Raw genomic sequence first — 16,471 nt, forward strand, 5'->3', positions numbered from 1 at the left:
CTGTGGTGCGTCGTTACGTCGTTATGCCATTACGTCGCGTTCAGCGACTCAGCGGCCGCTGCCGAGCGCGCGGCGGCCACGGCTCTGGCCGCGGCCCTGCGACAGGACGGGCAGGTTGTTGCGGGCCGGGCCCCCAGAGTTGTCCTCCTCGATGCGCAGCGCGAGCGCCGGGCAGCGGCGTACGGCGCGCATTGCCTTCTGCTCGGCGTAGCGCGGCACCTGCGCCTGGGCGACGGTCGGGAAGCCGTCGGCGCCCAGTTCGAAGACCTCCGGGAGGATGTCGGCGCACAGGCCGTGGCCGCGGCACAGCGTCCAGTCGACGTAGATCTTCTGCCGGCTGGGGCCCGCCTCCAGCTGCCCCTGGCCGCCCGGGATACCGGTCGGGGTCCCGCCGCCCTCGAAGAGCGGCAGCACGCCCTCCACGGGCCTGCCGCAGCCGTTGCCGAGTACGTGCGCGGCGAGGTCGTCGGTGAACGCCTTGAGGGTCGACTCGAGGAACATCGCGGAGCCGTCCGGGTGCGAGCACGCACCGCGTCGCTTCACGGCGTGGGCGACCTGCTTCACCGCTTCCAGGGCGGCGGGGCCACCGCCGTTGAGGATGTCCTCCATGCCCCGTGCCGCGGCGGGCAGACCGAGATAGCAGGGACCGCACTGTCCCGCGCTCTCCTCGGCCAGCCACTGCGCCACGCGCAGCGACTCGCCCAGCGGGCAGGTCTCCTGGCTGATCGGGAGGATCGCGCCCGCGCCGAGCGCACCGCCCACCGCCGCAAGGGAGTCACGCGAGACGATCGCCTCGTTGACCGTGGCCGCGTCGATCCACTTGCCGTGGTAGCCGCCGGTCAGCACGCCCTGCGGGACCGGCGGGGCGCCGGCGAGCTGGAGGACGTATCGCAGCGGCACGCCGGTGGGCATCTCGATCACCATGGGGCGGGCGACGGCGCCGGAGACGGTGACCATGACGGTGCCGGGCTCGTCGTACAGGCCGGTGTTGCCGTAGCGCTCGGAGCCGATGCGGGCGGCGATCGCCAGCTGGGCGAACGTCTCGGCGTTGGACAGCAGTGTGGGAGCGCCGCCGACGCCGCTCTGCGAGGCGCTGATCTTGCGGCCCGGTGGGATCGCAGGCCCGCCGTCGATGGAGCGGATCAGCGAGGCGGCGGCTCCGGTCACCATCCGTACCGGATTGCGCTGCACCCGGGCGCGGAGGACAGAGCCGCGCCGGTTGTTCAGGCCCCGCTCGGCGAGTGCGGCCTCCATGGACTTCTGGGTGGACTCGCGGGTCACACCGACCACGAGGGTGCGGGCACCGAGTGCCTCCGCGACCAGCAGGGCGCCGTCGAGGATGAGGTGCGGGGCACGGTTGATCAGCACCGTGTCCTTGCGGCAGGCCGGCTCGTCCTCACTGCCGTTGACGACGACCACGGGCCGGACGCCGCGCTTGATCGCCGACTCGGCGACCGACCGCAGCTTCTTGTGGAAGGGGAAGCCCGCGCCGCCGCGGCCCTTCAGGGATATTCGCTCGGCGAGTTGCGCGAGCTGTTCTCCGCCCATCGGCTCGAGCGGACCGTGCACCTTGAGGTGCATGTCCAGGTCGAGTCTTTCGACCAGGTCGAAACCCGAGGTGAGCTGGGGAAGTCCGACCACGCGGACCTCGGGGACATCGGGGAGAGCGGCGTTCACTAAAAGCCTCCGGAAGGCGCGTTCCAGGGTTCGCCGGAGCTGGGTGCGTCGAACGCACCGGGCAGTGTTTCAGTGGCGGGACCGCTGTCGTACGTGTCATTCGGGTTGTACGTACCAAGGGGGTCGTTCGACTCACCGGTGTCGTAGAAATCATTGTTTCCGTACGGCGGGGGAGTGCCGGGAGTCACATAGGGCATGTTGCCCGTGTCGTAGACCGGGTTGTACGCGGTGGGCGCCTCGGAGGGGCGCGGCGGGGCCTCGTACAGCGGCGGGGACGGGGCCGGCCAGCGGGGAGCGTTGTCCTCGGCGCGCGGGAACGTCTCCGTGGGCTGCATGTCCGGCGGGACCTGCTGCATGCGCTGGGTCGGCTCGGGCTGACCCAGGGGGTCCTGTATGCGCGGGATGCTGCCGGTGTTGGACACGGCGCGGTAGGCGGCCGAGAAGCCGCCGGTGTCGGTGAGCGGGTTGGACCCGGTGTCCGTGAATGCGGCGCGCTGGCCGGTGTCGTACAGCGAGGCGTTCGACGGGGAACCCGTCCGCTGCCGGGGCACCTTCCCCTCGGGGAAGCCCGGACGTGAACCGGCGCCGCCCGTCTGCCGGGCCTCGGCCGCGGTACGACGTCCCGGGGGCTCCGCGCGTAGTCCGCCGTTGTTGTTCCCGATCAGCTCACGGATGCGCTGGGCGACCTTGCGCCTGAACGGCGGCGGAGACGCCCGCAGGGCCAGCGCCCCGCCGACCGCCGCCAGGCTCAGGCAGTAGAGGACCACGAAGACCGGCTTCGCCTCGCGGCCGGTGAACAGGCCGTGGACCAGCGCGAAGCACCAGGCCGGGTAGGCGAGGCTGTGCATCATGCGCCAGCGGGACGCGACGGGTGCCGGGGTCGCGAAGCGATTGCGCAGGATGCCGGTGATGGCCACGAAGATCATCATCAGGCTGGCCAGAGTGCCCAGGCCGATGAGGAAGGCCCTGCCCAGCATCTCGTCGTCCGAGCCGACGAGTCCGAACGGGATGACCGCGGCGATCCACGAGGTGTGGTCCAGCGCCAGCTTGGTCCCGATGTGCACCAGGAGAAACACGACCGAGGCGACAGCGGTGGCCCGGTGCACCGCCTGCGCCAGGATCCGCCCGCGGGCGTCGAGGAAGATCCTGTCCTGGGCGACGAGCCCCCAGATCACCGAGGCGCTGAGGGAGACGAGGGACAGGACGCCGGTACCGAAGTCGAGGAACGCGGCGAACGAGTCGTCCAACGTGCTGTCCGACGTCGTCTCGCTTACCACGACGTACCTCCCAACATCACGACGAAGGGTATGAGCGACAACGCGCCCGCGGTGATTCCACCGCGGGCCGAGCAGCCCGGTCGGGGAACCGGGCTGTTACTGCGTCGAGTGTTCATGGGGGGTGTCTCCCAAACAGTTCGGGGAAGCGGTCCCGATGCCGCACTCTAGGCCGAGACATACCGAGGGGTACGAGGTTTGAGTTATTGCGCTGTTATCAATGGGCCCTGAGGGAGTTGTGATGTCCCTTAGATTCCCTTACGCCGAGTAACTCTTGACCTTTGTTCAGCTTTGGGTGCTGCAACACGAGTGTGGCACGCCGTGTCATGTGCCCCTGAAATCTCCGTCGCGGCCCACTCGGCGGCTGCGGTACCCTGACGCCATGCGTGCCGTACGCCTTCTGCTTAGCGAGCCGCGCTGATCAGTCCCGGCCACCGATGAAACCGTGGCCGGAATCGGCGCGGCGACCCCTCCTGTGCGAGGGGCTTTTTCATTTCCGACCGCTGGCAGAGACGATCGATGGAGCTTTGAGGATCATGAGCGAGACGAACCCCGCCGCCGCCTCCGAGGTGGTGGCGCCGCACCGCTACACGGCCGCCATGGCCGACGAGATCGAGGCACGCTGGCAGGACTTCTGGGAGGCGAACGCCACTTACGCGGCGCCCAACCCGAGCGGCGACCTGGCCGGTGACCCCGCCCTGGTGGCCAAGCCCAAGAAGTTCATCATGGACATGTTCCCGTACCCCTCCGGTGCGGGCCTGCACGTCGGCCACCCCCTGGGCTACATCGCCACCGATGTGTACGCCCGGTATCAGCGCATGACCGGCCACAACGTCCTGCACACCCTGGGCTTCGACGCCTTCGGCCTGCCCGCCGAGCAGTACGCCGTGCAGACCGGCACGCACCCGCGTGTGTCCACCGAGGCCAACATCAAGAACATGCAGGTGCAGCTGCGCCGGCTGGGCCTGGGTCACGACAACCGCCGGTCGTTCGCGACGATCGACCCGGACTACTACAGGTGGACCCAGTGGATCTTCCTGCAGATCTTCAACTCCTGGTACGACGACGAGGCGAAGAAGGCCCGCCCGATCGCTGAGCTGGTCGCCCAGTTCGAGAGCGGCGAGCGAGCGGTGCCCGGTGGGCGTCCCTGGAGTGAGCTGACAGCCACCGAGCGCGCCGACGTCCTGAGTGAGTTCCGCCTGGCGTACGCCTCCGACGCGCCCGTCAACTGGTGCCCCGGCCTGGGCACCGTACTGGCGAACGAGGAGGTGACCGCGGACGGCCGCTCCGAGCGCGGCAACTTCCCCGTCTTCAAGGCCAAGCTGCGCCAGTGGAACATGCGCATCACCGCGTACGCCGACCGGCTGCTGGACGACCTGGAGCAGCTGGACTGGCCCGAGGCCATCAAGCTGCAGCAGCGCAACTGGATCGGCCGCTCCGAAGGCGCCCGCGTCGACTTCCCGATCGACGGCGAGAACATCACGGTCTTCACCACGCGCCAGGACACCCTGTTCGGCGCGACCTACATGGTGCTGGCCCCCGAGCACCCGCTGGTCGAGAAGTTCACGCCCCAGGAATGGCCCGAGGGCACGCACGAGGTGTGGACCGGCGGCCACGCCACCCCGGCCGAGGCCGTCGCCGCCTACCGCGCGCAGGCCGCCTCCAAGTCGGACGTCGAGCGGCAGGCCGAGGCCAAGGACAAGACCGGCGTCTTCACGGGCTCGTACGCCACCAACCCGGTCAGCGGCGAACAGGTGCCCGTCTTCATCGCCGACTACGTACTGATGGGCTACGGCACCGGCGCGATCATGGCCGTCCCGGCGCACGACACACGCGACTTCGCGTTCGCGCGCGCCTTCGAGCTGCCGATGCGCTGCGTGGTCGAGCCCAACGACGACCGGGGCACGGACCCGTCGACCTGGGACGACGCGTTCGTCTCGTACGACGCGAAGATCGTGAACTCCTCCGGTGAGGACGTCACCCTGGACGGCCTGGGCGTCGTCGAGGCCAAGGCCCGCATCACCGAGTGGCTGGAGCGCAAGAGCATCGGCGAGGGCACCGTCAACTTCCGCCTGCGGGACTGGCTGTTCAGCCGTCAGCGCTACTGGGGCGAGCCCTTCCCGATCGTCTACGACGAGGAAGGCATCGCCCACCCGCTGCCCGAGTCGATGCTGCCCCTGGAACTGCCGGAGGTCGACGACTACTCGCCGCGCACCTTCGACCCGGACGACGCGAACACCGAGCCGGAGACCCCGCTGTCCCGCAACCAGGAGTGGGTCGACGTCACGCTGGACCTGGGCGACGGCAGGGGCATGCGGAAATACCGCCGCGAGACTAACACCATGCCCAACTGGGCCGGTTCCTGCTGGTACGAGCTGCGCTACCTGGACCCGCACAACTCCGAGAAGCTGGTCGACCCGGAGAACGAGCGCTACTGGATGGGCCCGCGCGACGGCATGCCGCACGGCGGCGTCGACCTGTACGTGGGCGGCCAGGAGCATGCCGTGCTGCACCTGCTGTACGCGCGCTTCTGGTCGAAGGTCCTGTACGACCTGGGGCACGTCTCGTCGGCCGAGCCGTTCCATAGGCTGTACAACCAGGGCATGATCCAGGCCTTCGTCTACCGCGACAGCCGGGGCATCGCGGTGCCCGCCGCCGATGTGGAGGAGCGCGACGGCGCGTACTACTACGAGGGCGAGAAGGTCACCCGACTGCTGGGCAAGATGGGCAAGTCCCTGAAGAACGCGGTCACTCCGGACGAGATCTGCGACGAGTACGGGGCGGACACGCTGCGTCTGTACGAGATGGCCATGGGACCCCTGGACGTGTCGCGGCCGTGGGACACGCGCGCGGTGGTGGGCCAGTTCCGGCTGCTGCAGCGGCTGTGGCGCAACGTCGTGGACGAGGCCACCGGCGCGGTGACGGTCGTGGACAGCGAGCCGGACGAGGCCACGCTGCGTGCCCTGCACAAGGCGATCGACGGCGTACGCCAGGACCTGGAGGGCCTGCGCTTCAACACCGCCATCGCCAAGGTCACCGAGCTGAACAACCACCTGACCAAGGCGGGAGGGCCGCTGTCGCGGTCCGTCGCCGAGTCCCTGGTGCTGCTGGTCGCGCCGCTGGCCCCGCACATCGCCGAGGAGCTGTGGCGCAAGCTGGGGCACACCGGCTCGGTCGTCCACCAGGACTTCCCGGTGGCCGACCCGGCGTACGTCGTGGACGAGACCGTGACCTGTGTCGTGCAGGTCAAGGGCAAGGTCAAGGCGCGCCTGGAGGTGTCCCCGTCGATCTCCGACGAGGAGCTGGAGAAGGCTGCGCTGGGTGACGACAAGGTCGTGGCGGCGCTGGACGGCGCAGGGATCCGCAAGGTGATCGTGCGGGCGCCGAAGCTGGTGAACATCGTTCCTGCGTAACGCGGGTCGGGGTAGTCCCCTACGGGCAGGTTGGGGGTTCCGCTGGAACCCCCGGCCTGCTTTTTCCGTTTACCGTGAAAGAGCCCGCAAGCACTTCAAGCAGGACCGAGAAGCAGGACCCGAGAGGAACGACGTCATGGAAGCCGTGGCAGCAATCGTGGCGCTGATCTTCGTGTTGTTCGTGGTCCTCGGGGCGTATGCGACGGTCAAGGTGGTCGGCGCCGCCAAGCGCGGAGTGGACCGCACCGTCGCGCAGGCCCGCCGCACGGTGGAGGACTCCACACTCAGGGCGAAGACCCTCGCGCAGCCAGGAGCGTTCGGCGAGCTGGCCCAACTGCGGCTCTCCTTGCGGACGTCGATGCGTGCCACCCAGGACGCGCTGCAGGCGGGCGTGGGTGAGGACGAGTCGCTGAAGGAGTCCCTGGCCCTCTTCCAGCGACTCAGCGCACACGGCCACGAACTGGACGCCGACATGAAGCGACTGGAGCGCGAGCCGAACAGAGCCCGCCTCGTCGAGCAGCTGCCGGACCTGCGGGAGCGTACGGAGCAGATCACGAAGTCGGCCGACGCCCTACGCTCGGCGGCGCGTGACCGGGCCCGTCGGTTCGCGGGCGACGACCTGGACTCCCTGAGCCAGCAGATCGACATGGAGGCGGGCGCGTTGCGGCACTGGACGAAGGCGCCGGCGCCCGCTCAGCCGCCGCCCCCCTGGCCGGAGGCACCGGCCGCCCCGGGCGACCAGCAGACCTGGCCGGACACGGCTGAGTCGCGCACCGCTGAGGAGAAGCCCACGCCCACCCGGCCCGCCATCACCCCGCCGGCAGCGCGGCCCACCTACCCCTGGGAGAAGAAGCCCCGCCCGGAGAGCACGACTTGATCCCGGAACGCGACGCCGCGGAGGTCCATCAGAAACCCCCTGAGCGGCCTTGGTGAAGTCCGGTGCGGTACCGCGCCCGCTTGAGGGGCCGCAGGCCCCGAAGGGGCGCGGGGCAGTGACATATGCGGCTCCGCCGCGATGGGGGTCCCCCGCTCATGGGGGTCCCCCCGCTCGAGCGAAGCCGAGAGTGGGGGAGGAGCCGAGAGTGGGGGAGCGACCAGCCCCCACCGGCCCGCGGGTTCATCACCCGTCTTCCAGCGGAGCGCTTCGTGCCGGGCTGCCGCCCGCGCGTTCCTGCGGGTAATCTCCAGCTCATGTCCCGCCATGTCGCTATCGTCACCGATTCAACGGCCTACCTGCCGCCGCGGACGATGGAGCGCCACGGCATCACCGCGGTGCCCCTGACCGTGGTGCTCGGTGATCAGGCGCTCGAAGAGGGCACCGAGATCTCGGCCCGCTCGCTGGCACAGGCGCTGCAGAAGCGACGCCCCGTCACCACGTCCCGGCCCAGCCCCGAGGTCTTCGCCGAGACCTACCGCAAGGTCGCCGAGTCGGGCGCCACCGGCATCGTCTCGCTGCATCTGTCCGCCGAGTTCTCGGGTACGTATGACGCGGCGGTCCTCGCCTCGCGCGAGGCTCCGGTGCCCGTACGGGTCGTGGACACGGGCATGGTCGCCATGGCTCTCGGCTTCTGCGCCCTGGCCGCGGCCGAGTCCGCGGAGGCGGACGGCACGATCGACGAGGCGGTGACCGCGGCGGAGAAGCGGGCCGCCGGCACATCCGCGTACTTCTACGTCGACACCCTGGACTATCTGCGCCGGGGCGGCCGGATCGGGGCGGCGCAGGCCTTGTTCGGGTCCGCGCTGGCTGTGAAACCGCTGTTGGAGCTCGACGGCGGCCGGATCGAACTGCTGGAGAAGGTGCGGACCGCGTCGAAGGCGATTGCCCGCCTCGAGGAGATCGTGGCCGGTCGGGCGGGGAGCGCCCAGGTAGACATCGCGGTCCATCATCTCGCCGCGCCTGAACGGGCGTCGGCGCTTGCGGAGCGCTTGCGGGCGCGCGTGCCTGGGCTGGCCGATCTGCATGTGAGCGAGGTCGGGGCGGTCATCGGGGCGCATACCGGGCCCGGGTTGCTGGGGGCCGTGGTCTCGCCTCGGTGAGTTTCACTGTGGTGGTGAGCTTTTTCACTGTGATGTATGTCGCGAGCCTTGTGGTTTGTGTGGGGAAGCCTCGTGTTGCGTGCGCGGGCGCCTCGTGTGGGTGATGGAGTTATCCACAACTGGGCGGTAATCCACGGGAATTGAGCAAGATCATCGTGAGGGTGCCGTCGTGCCCGATTCTCGTCGCATGGCACTTCGATCACCTTCACGGACAACGACCGCTACCAGTGGCCCGGGCCGCGGCCCCGTCTCCGACGGCCGCACCCGGCACCGCCGCCGTCACTACCGAGGCAGGGCCCGTCGCCACCAGGCCTCGGCGGAGGCGCTCCGCCTGCGCGCGGAGGCGATCTTCGCCGAACGGGCGGGAGAGCGGCGGGGGTTGGGGCATGGGCCGCCGCCCGACGGTGGCCCGAGGACGCGTGTGGCCCATCGCGACCGGGCAGTTGGCGACGACGCGGTTGGGGCCGTCGGCGCCGAAGCGGGCAGGAACGAGGCCGGGGCCGGAGCTGAAGCCGTGTGGCGGGAGCGGGTTGGGCTTGCTGTGCGGGAGCGGATGCCGTTGTGGCTGCAGTCGAGATGCGGGCTGGAGCGGAAGAGTGTGGTCGCGCTCTCGGTATTGCTCGTGGTGGCCGCCGTCTTCGCCGGTCAGCACTTCTGGTCGGGCCGGACCCAGCCGGTGCGTCCGCCGGAGGTGGTACGGGCGGCACCCCCGGCTCCGCATGAGGAAGCGGCGGTGGCACCCGGATCCTCAACAGCCGCGCGGGACCCGGTGGGCGCGGCCGGCACCGCGATCGTGGTGGACGTCAGCGGCAAGGTGCGCGAACCCGGTATCCACCGGCTGCCGGCCGGTTCCCGGGTCGCGGATGCGCTGCGGGCCGCCGGAGGAGTGCGTCCGGGCACGGACACCGTGGGGCTGAACCGCGCCCGGCTTCTTGTGGACGGTGAGCAGGTGGTGGTCGGGGCTCCGCCTGTCGGGGCGGGAGTTGGTGTGAGCGGAGGCACGGGCGCCGCTGGAGCTGCTGGTGCCTCGGGCGCTGTGGGTCCCGGGGGAGCCGCCGCCGGTGCGGCCGCTCCGGTCGCCCTCAATACGGCCACCCTTGAGCAGCTCGACACATTGCCGGGCGTCGGCCTGGTGCTGGCCCAGCACATCATCGACTACCGCACGCAGCACGGCGGTTTCCGCTCGGTCGACGAACTCCGGGAAGTGAATGGCATTGGTGATCGTCGTTTCGCCGATCTGCAGAATCTCGTACGACCATGAATGGGCCGGAGGTTCAAGCGCGCAACCCCGGCGTTCCCAACCCCGGCGTGCGCGACCGCCCGGCCGTGCACGCCGCCTCCAGGAACCCGCTCGGTGCCGCGCGTCCTCGTCAAGAGGGGCCGACCGACCTGCGGTTGGTGCCGCCCGCCCTGGCGGCATGGGTGACGGCGGCACTGACGCTGGGTGCGTCACCGAGCTGGACCATCGGTGTGGTGGCCGTCTGCCTGGTCGTGGCGGGCGCGTTACTGGTCACGGGTCGGAGGCGCCGGAGGCGCAGTCGCGGTGAGCCGGAACCCGCGCGCGGTGAGCTGGACCCCACGCGCGATGAGCCGGAGCTCACCCACGGCGAGTCGGAGCGCGACCGCGCCGACCCGGAGCGCACGCGCGGCGATCTGGCGCCTCACCGCGCCGATCCGGAGCCCAACCGCGCGCGGCGGCCCCTGTGGCGTACCTGGCCGAAGGCCTCCGCCTCCGTCGCCGCCGTGCTGCTCTGCGTGGCCGCAGCGGCTGCCTCCGGTGGGCTGCACGGGGCGGACCTGCGCCGTGGCCCCGTACCAGAGTTGGCGCGCGAGTACGCAGAGGTGACCGCCGACGTGGAGGTCACCTCGGACCCCCGGCTCACCCGCCCCCGGATCAGGGGAGCCCACGCCGTCCCGACCGCCGTACTGCTCAACGCCGAGGTCCGCCGTATCGAGCAGCCGGACGGAACGGCGACGGCGACGCGGACACCGGTACTGATGATCGTGTCGCCGGGGTCGGAATCCGCGGTATCCGGCGACAGTTCCGGGGCGGGACCGGAATCCGGCGCCCCTTCCGGGAAGGCACACGGCTCGCCGTGGCTGTCCCTCCTGCCCTCCACGAAGGTGCGCGTGGCGGCGCGGGTTGTGCCTGAGTTGGAGGACAGTGGGCGGATCGCGGCCGTGTTGCGGGTGCAGGGCAATGGGCCACCACTGGTGGTGGAGGAGCCGTCGGGGGCGCAGCGGTTCGCGGGGGAGTTGCGCGGTGGGCTGCGTGCGGCGACCGAGGGGCTGGAGCCGGATGCGCGGGCGTTGCTGCCGGGACTGGTGGTGGGGGACACCTCGCGGATCACGCCGGAGCTGGACGAGGCGTTCAAGGCGACTGATCTCACTCACCTGTTGGCCGTCAGCGGGGCCAATTTCACGATCTTGCTCGCCCTGCTCATCGGACCGCCGGGCCGTGCGCAGCACGCCGAGCGCCGGGGCCTCGCCCCCAGACTCGGCATCCCGCTGAGGGCGACCGCCGTACTCGGCGGCACGCTCTCGCTCGGCTTCGTCATCGTGTGCCGGCCGGACCCGAGTGTGCTGCGGGCCGCGGCCTGCGGATCGATCGCGCTGCTGGCCATCGTCACCGGCCGCCGCAGGTCCCTGATTCCGGCGCTGGCCACGGCGGTCCTGCTGCTGGTGCTGTACGACCCCTGGCTGTCACGGAGTTACGGCTTCCTGCTCTCCGTACTCGCGACCGGCGCCCTGCTCACCCTGGCCCCGAGGTGGAGCGCCGCGCTCCAGAGGCGGCGGGTCCCGCCGCGGCTCGCCGAGGCGTTGGCCGCGGCGGGTGCGGCGCAGGCCGTATGCGCGCCCGTTGTCGTCGTCCTGTCGGCTCGGGTGAGCCTGGTGGCGGTGCCCTGCAATCTGCTCGCGGAGTTCGCGGTCGCGCCCGCCACGGTGCTGGGCTTCGCGACGCTGGCCACGGCCCTGTGGGCGATGCCGGTCGCCAAGGCACTGGCGTGGTGCGCGAGTTGGCCGGCGGGCTGGATCGCGGACATCGCCCGCACCGGAGCCGCCCTGCCCGGCGCGGGCGTGGACTGGCCGGACAGCTGGCCGGGCGCGCTGCTGCTCGCCTGCGTGACCGTGCTGCTCGTACTCATCAGCCGGAGGCTCCTGAGGCACCCCTGGCTGAGCGGTGCCTGCGCGCTGCTGCTCCTGCTGGCGCTGATGCAGCCGGCGCCCCTCACCCGGGTGATCACAGGGTGGCCGCCACCAGGCTGGCGGTTCGCGATGTGCGACGTGGGACAGGGCGACGCGATGGTGCTCGCGGCGGGCGACGGCGCCGGTGTGGTCGTCGACGCGGGACCCGACCCGGTCCTCATCGACCGGTGCCTGCGCACCCTGGGCATCACCCGGATCCCCCTTGTCGTGCTGACCCACTTCCACGCGGACCATGTGGCGGGGCTGGCGGGCGTACTGCGCGGACGTTCGGTGGGCGCGATCGAGACGACGGGCTTCGAAGAGCCGCTGGGCCAGGCGGAATTCGTGCACAGGCAGGCGGCGGCCCGACGTATCCCGGTGACCCGGGCGGTGGCGGGCGAGCGGCGGCGTACGGGCGCGCTCGACTGGCGGGTGTTGTGGCCACCGCCCCGTCCGGCCCCCACTCCGGAGGGCCCGAACGACGCAAGTGTCGCCCTGTTCGTACGGTCGGCCGGCCTGACCCTGCTCCTGCTCGGCGACCTCGAACCGCCCGCCCAGCAGGCCCTGCTGAGATCCCCGGTCGGCGCCGCACTGGGAGGCGTGGACGTCCTCAAGGTCGCCCATCACGGGTCGGCCTACCAGGACCCGGAGCTCATACGCCGGACGGCACCACGCCTCGCGCTGATCTCGTGCGGCGCGGACAACCCGTACGGGCATCCGGCACCGAGCACGGTGGCGGCGCTGCGTGCCGGGGGCGCCACGGTGCTGCGTACGGACGAGGACGGGGCGATGGCTGTCGCCGGAGAGGGGGACCGCCTGTGGGTGGCGGGCATCTGAAGCCCCGACGGTCTCAGGCCCCGGCTCCCGGGTGTCTCAGGCTCCAGAAGCCTGAGACACCCGGGAGCCGGGACCGAGTGCCAGGAGACTGGAAGGCGTGACTCCGCTCCCCCACCTGAAGGAGGGGGGGCTTCCAACCCGAGGGTTGCGGTCCAGCCCGAACCGATCCCTTGCGGGACAAAAGGAAAATACCATATCCCAGGGAAGCGATTCCCCCACCGGCTGAAGCCGGTGGTCCCCTCGCTAGGAGACTGATGGAATCCATACAGGCAGATGCCTATCTCAGTCGGATCGGGGCCGAGCGCCCCGCGCTGCCCACGGTCGAGGCGCTTCGGGAACTGCAACTGCGGCATCTGCTGACCGTGCCGTTCGAGAACCTGTCGATCCACTTGGGAGAGGAGATCGTGCTGGAGGAGAAACAGCTCCTGGACAAGGTGGTGGGCGCCCGGCGGGGCGGCTTCTGTTACGAGCTGAACGGGGCGTTCGGGGCGCTGCTCGCGGAGTTGGGCTTCGAGGTGAAGCTGCTCGCAGCGCGGGTGTACGGGGAGGGGGAGCGGCTGGGCATTCCGTTCGATCACCTCGCGCTGCGGGTGGGGACGGTGGACGGCGGTGACTGGCTGGTCGACGTAGGGTTCGGGGCGAACAGCCACTATCCGCTGGCCTTCGGGGAGCGGGGCGAGCAGATGGATCCGGCAGGCACGTTCCGGCTGGTCGAGGCCGGGGAGGATCCGGCTGGGGTGCGAGGGGGCGCCGCGGGCTCCGGTGACCTGGATGTCCTGCGGGACGGCAGACCTCAGTACCGGCTGGAGCTGCGGCCGAGGGTGCTCGGGGACTGCGTGAGCGGTGCTTGGTGGCACAGCACCTCGCCGGTGTCGCATTTCACACGGTCGCTTGTCTGCTCGCGAGTCACCGACGACGGCGGGCGGATCACGCTCAGCGGGTGGAAGTTCACGGTTACGGCGCCCGACGGGACGAAAGAGGGATCGGATCTGGCCACGGACGAGGATGCGTTGGAGGTGTACCGGGAGCGATTCGGAATCTTGCTGGAGCGCGTTCCGGTCGTCGGGAGAGCGGGTTTCTGAGGTAGGAAACATAAGCGGAACGGCCAAGTCGGGCTCATCATGCTTATACCCAGCACAACTGCTTGATTCCCGCGATGTGGTCGAGTCTTGCCTCGAAAGCCGCACCAGTGGTCGAATGCATCGCCACCAGATTTTGTCTTGTTTCATATTGCGCGAGGTGTGTCGTAGATGGTCGGCCGTTGGCTGGGAATCCGTAAGAACCGAGTGCAAGGGACGAATCTCCTCGCTGCCATGCCGGTGCCGACCGGTGCCGGGATGCTCAGCTGCCGGGTGATGGATCCGGTCAATCAGCCGGTGTCGCATGCGGAGTTCACGGTCAGTGACGTCATGGGACGCAAAGTGGTCGGTGGCGGCGCGGATCCGTTCGGGTCGTTCGTGGCGACGGTTCCCGCGGGTGAGTACCGGCTCGGGGTGACGGCGGAGGGCTACACACCGCTCCGGGAGAGCGCCACGGTGCGGGAGAACGCGGTGACCTCGCTCGGCGATGTGGCGCTTCGGGTCGCCCAGCCCCCCGCACTGCCCGAGCCGGGGGACTGGGAGATCGAGCCGGCGCATTCCTCGATCGGGTTCACCGCGCGGCACATCGGACTGGCGCGGGTTCATGGCCGGTTCAACACCTTCGCCGGCGTGATACGGGTCGCCGAGCAGGTGGAGCAGACGGCGATGCACGTGGTGATCGACGCCTCGTCCATCGACACCAACGTGAAGATGCGGGACGACCATCTGCGGTCGGCGGACTTCCTCGACGTGGACCGCTTCCCCACGCTGGAGTTCTACAGCGACCGCTTTGTACACAAGGGCGGCAACCGGTGGGCGGTCACCGGGGCGCTGTCACTGCACGGCGTGACGCGTACGGTCACGCTCGACACCGAGTACCTCGGGATCGGCAACGGCATGGAGGGCGAGGTGCGGGCGGCGTGCCGGGCCGTCACCGAGTTGCGGCGCGACGACTTCACGGTGAGCTGGCAGACGATGCTCGCCCGCGGCATCGCCGTGGTCGGGCCCAGCATCCGGGTCGCCTTGGACGTACAGATCGTCCCCAAGAGCTGAACAGCGAGAGCTGACTGAACGGCGAGGGCTGAGCACGAGGGACTGTGCACGAGGGCTGAGCCGCGGCGCGGGCTGCTCGGCGCGTACCCGAAAATGTCCGTGTGAGCGATGTGAGACATGTGCTGGTGCTGCCCGATCGCGATGCCGCGCAGGAGGCGTCGGAGGCGCTCGGGGAGCGGTTCGGGATCGACGAGGAGCCGCAGCTCGTACGGGATGCCCTGGCCGGTGAGGACGATGCCGAGGACGCGCAGTGGCTGCTGGTCCTGCGGGATGCCGAGGAACGGCTGGACGCCGGAGAGCTGGACGAGTTCGCCGGTGAGTGGGACGGGTGGCGGGAGGAGCCGTAGCCGCGGGGCCGGGGTGCCTAAGCGGCCTCGGGGAAGTGAGGCACGCCCCCACGCCGCCCGGTACGGCACCTCGCCGCACTTCCGCATCGCCCAAGTACGTCCAGTACGAGGGCGATACGGCAGCACGCCGATGCACCGCACCGGACGACGCGGGAACGCACCCCACTTCCCCGAGGCCGCTTAGCCCTCGGTCGAGGGTCGTTGTCAGTGGTGCGTGGGATGCTTGAGCGCGATGGCCAGGAAGACTGAATCCGCAGACGCAGCAGACGTACTCGCCCCCGTGACGATCGCCGTGGGGCAGGAGGACCTGCTGCTCGACCGTGCCGTGCGGGAGGTGGTGACCGCCGCGCGGGCCGCCGATCCGGACACGGATGTACGGGACCTCACGTCGGACCAGTTGCAGCCGGGGACGCTCGCCGAGCTGACGAGTCCCTCGCTCTTCGCCGAGCGGAAGGTCGTGGTCGTGCGCGGTGCGCAGGATCTGTCGGCGGACACGATCAAGGACGTGAAGGCGTATTTCGGGGCGCCCGCCGAAGAGATCACGCTGGTGTTGCTGCATGCCGGGGGCGCCAAGGGCAAGGGGCTGCTCGATGCCGCGCGGAAGGCGGGGGCGCGGGAGGTTGCCTGTCCCAAGATGACCAAGCCGGCGGATCGGCTGGCCTTCGTGCGCGGTGAGTTCCGTACGCTCGGGCGGTCGGCCACGCCTGAGGCCTGTCAGGCCCTTGTCGATGCCATCGGGAGTGATCTGCGGGAGTTGGCGTCCGCGGTGGCGCAGCTGGTCGCGGATGTCGAGGGGACGATCGACGATGCGGTCGTCGGGCGGTACTACACCGGGCGGGCCGAGGCCTCCAGCTTCACCGTTGCCGACCGGGCCGTCGAGGGGCGGGCGGCGGAGGCGTTGGAGGCGCTGCGGTGGTCCTTGTCGACAGGGGTCGCGCCGGTGCTGATCACCAGCGCGCTGGCGCAGGGGGTGCGGGCCATCGGCAAGCTTTCCTCCGCGCGTGGGGGGCGTCCGGCCGATCTGGCTCGTGAGCTCGGGATGCCGCCGTGGAAGATCGACCGGGTGCGGCAGCAGATGAGGGGCTGGACTCCGGACGGCGTCGCGGTCGCCCTCCGGGCTGTGGCCGAAGCGGATGCGGGCGTCAAGGGCGGGGGCGACGATCCTGAGTACGCCCTGGAGAAGGCGGTCGTTGCGATTGCCCGGGCGGCACGGAGCGCTCCGCGGGGAGTGCGGTAAGCCTACGGGGGTGGTGGGTTTGGTTCGTTGGCGGCTGCGGGTCGGTCGTGGCTGGTCGCGCAGTTCCCCGCGCCCCTGACGGGGCACCCCCAAGGTTCCGGAAGCAGGGAAGCCCATCGCTGCCCAAGCCAAAGCCGAAGGCCCCGCCTCCCACCCTGGGGAAGGGTGGGAGGCGGGGCCTTCGGCTGAGCCGGTAGGTCCATGCCCGCGTGGCGAACGCAGGCCGCGCATGAACCCGGGGTGCCGGTCGGGAGCGGAAGAGAGAGGGCCCGCTCAGGGTCCTTCCGGCGATCGAATCAAGTGGGCCCTCGGCGGAGCCGAGTCACCCGGT

At 70.4% G+C, this 16,471-nt stretch carries 11 protein-coding genes; 9 read left to right on the plus strand and 2 right to left on the minus strand.

Going from position 1 to position 16,471, the window contains the following annotated elements; translation table 11 throughout:
* Positions 1-48: 48 nt before the first annotated feature.
* Together ACYVO6_RS06365 and ACYVO6_RS06370 are read right to left on the minus strand one after the other, a co-directional pair.
* Complete coding sequence (locus tag ACYVO6_RS06365; protein ID WP_461058109.1) at positions 49-1,677, minus strand: NADH-ubiquinone oxidoreductase-F iron-sulfur binding region domain-containing protein; 1,629 nt, start codon at positions 1,675-1,677, stop codon at positions 49-51.
* On the minus strand, positions 1,677-2,954 hold the full coding sequence (locus ACYVO6_RS06370) for a cytochrome b/b6 domain-containing protein (RefSeq protein WP_461058111.1): 1,278 nt from the start codon (positions 2,952-2,954) through the stop codon (positions 1,677-1,679). The genes ACYVO6_RS06365 and ACYVO6_RS06370 overlap by 1 nt, the downstream gene beginning before the upstream one ends.
* 533 nt (positions 2,955-3,487) lie before the next feature.
* Between ACYVO6_RS06370 and leuS the strand changes: the two genes are divergently transcribed.
* The 9 genes from leuS (at position 3,488) to holA (ending at position 16,140) form a co-directional block, all read left to right on the plus strand.
* Positions 3,488-6,364: a leucine--tRNA ligase gene (gene leuS, locus ACYVO6_RS06375; protein WP_461058113.1), complete on the plus strand. Its 2,877-nt coding sequence runs from the start codon at positions 3,488-3,490 to the stop codon at positions 6,362-6,364.
* 136 nt (positions 6,365-6,500) lie between these two features.
* Positions 6,501-7,241 (plus strand): hypothetical protein, encoded by a 741-nt coding sequence (locus ACYVO6_RS06380; protein ID WP_461058115.1) that lies wholly within the window; start codon positions 6,501-6,503, stop codon positions 7,239-7,241.
* A 314-nt stretch (positions 7,242-7,555) separates the two neighbouring features.
* A complete protein-coding gene (locus ACYVO6_RS06385) occupies positions 7,556-8,401 on the plus strand; it encodes a DegV family protein (protein ID WP_461058117.1) in 846 nt (281 codons plus the stop codon).
* 187 nt (positions 8,402-8,588) lie between these two features.
* Positions 8,589-9,662: a helix-hairpin-helix domain-containing protein gene (locus ACYVO6_RS06390; RefSeq protein WP_461058119.1), complete on the plus strand. Its 1,074-nt coding sequence runs from the start codon at positions 8,589-8,591 to the stop codon at positions 9,660-9,662.
* A gap of 65 nt (positions 9,663-9,727) precedes the next feature.
* Complete coding sequence (locus ACYVO6_RS06395; protein WP_461058238.1) at positions 9,728-12,424, plus strand: ComEC/Rec2 family competence protein; 2,697 nt, start codon at positions 9,728-9,730, stop codon at positions 12,422-12,424.
* Between the two features lie 254 nt (positions 12,425-12,678).
* Positions 12,679-13,506: an arylamine N-acetyltransferase family protein gene (locus ACYVO6_RS06400; protein ID WP_461058121.1), complete on the plus strand. Its 828-nt coding sequence runs from the start codon at positions 12,679-12,681 to the stop codon at positions 13,504-13,506.
* A 168-nt stretch (positions 13,507-13,674) separates the two neighbouring features.
* Entirely contained in the window at positions 13,675-14,556 is an 882-nt protein-coding gene (locus ACYVO6_RS06405) for a YceI family protein (protein WP_461058123.1), read from the plus strand.
* A 101-nt stretch (positions 14,557-14,657) separates the two neighbouring features.
* On the plus strand, positions 14,658-14,903 hold the full coding sequence (locus ACYVO6_RS06410) for a hypothetical protein (protein WP_189319964.1): 246 nt from the start codon (positions 14,658-14,660) through the stop codon (positions 14,901-14,903).
* A 232-nt stretch (positions 14,904-15,135) separates the two neighbouring features.
* The gene (gene holA, locus ACYVO6_RS06415; protein WP_461058125.1) at positions 15,136-16,140 is read left to right on the plus strand and encodes a DNA polymerase III subunit delta; all 1,005 of its coding nucleotides are present in this window, start codon (positions 15,136-15,138) and stop codon (positions 16,138-16,140) included.
* Positions 16,141-16,471: the final 331 nt, after the last annotated feature.

The organism is Streptomyces pseudoechinosporeus, assembly GCF_054783935.1.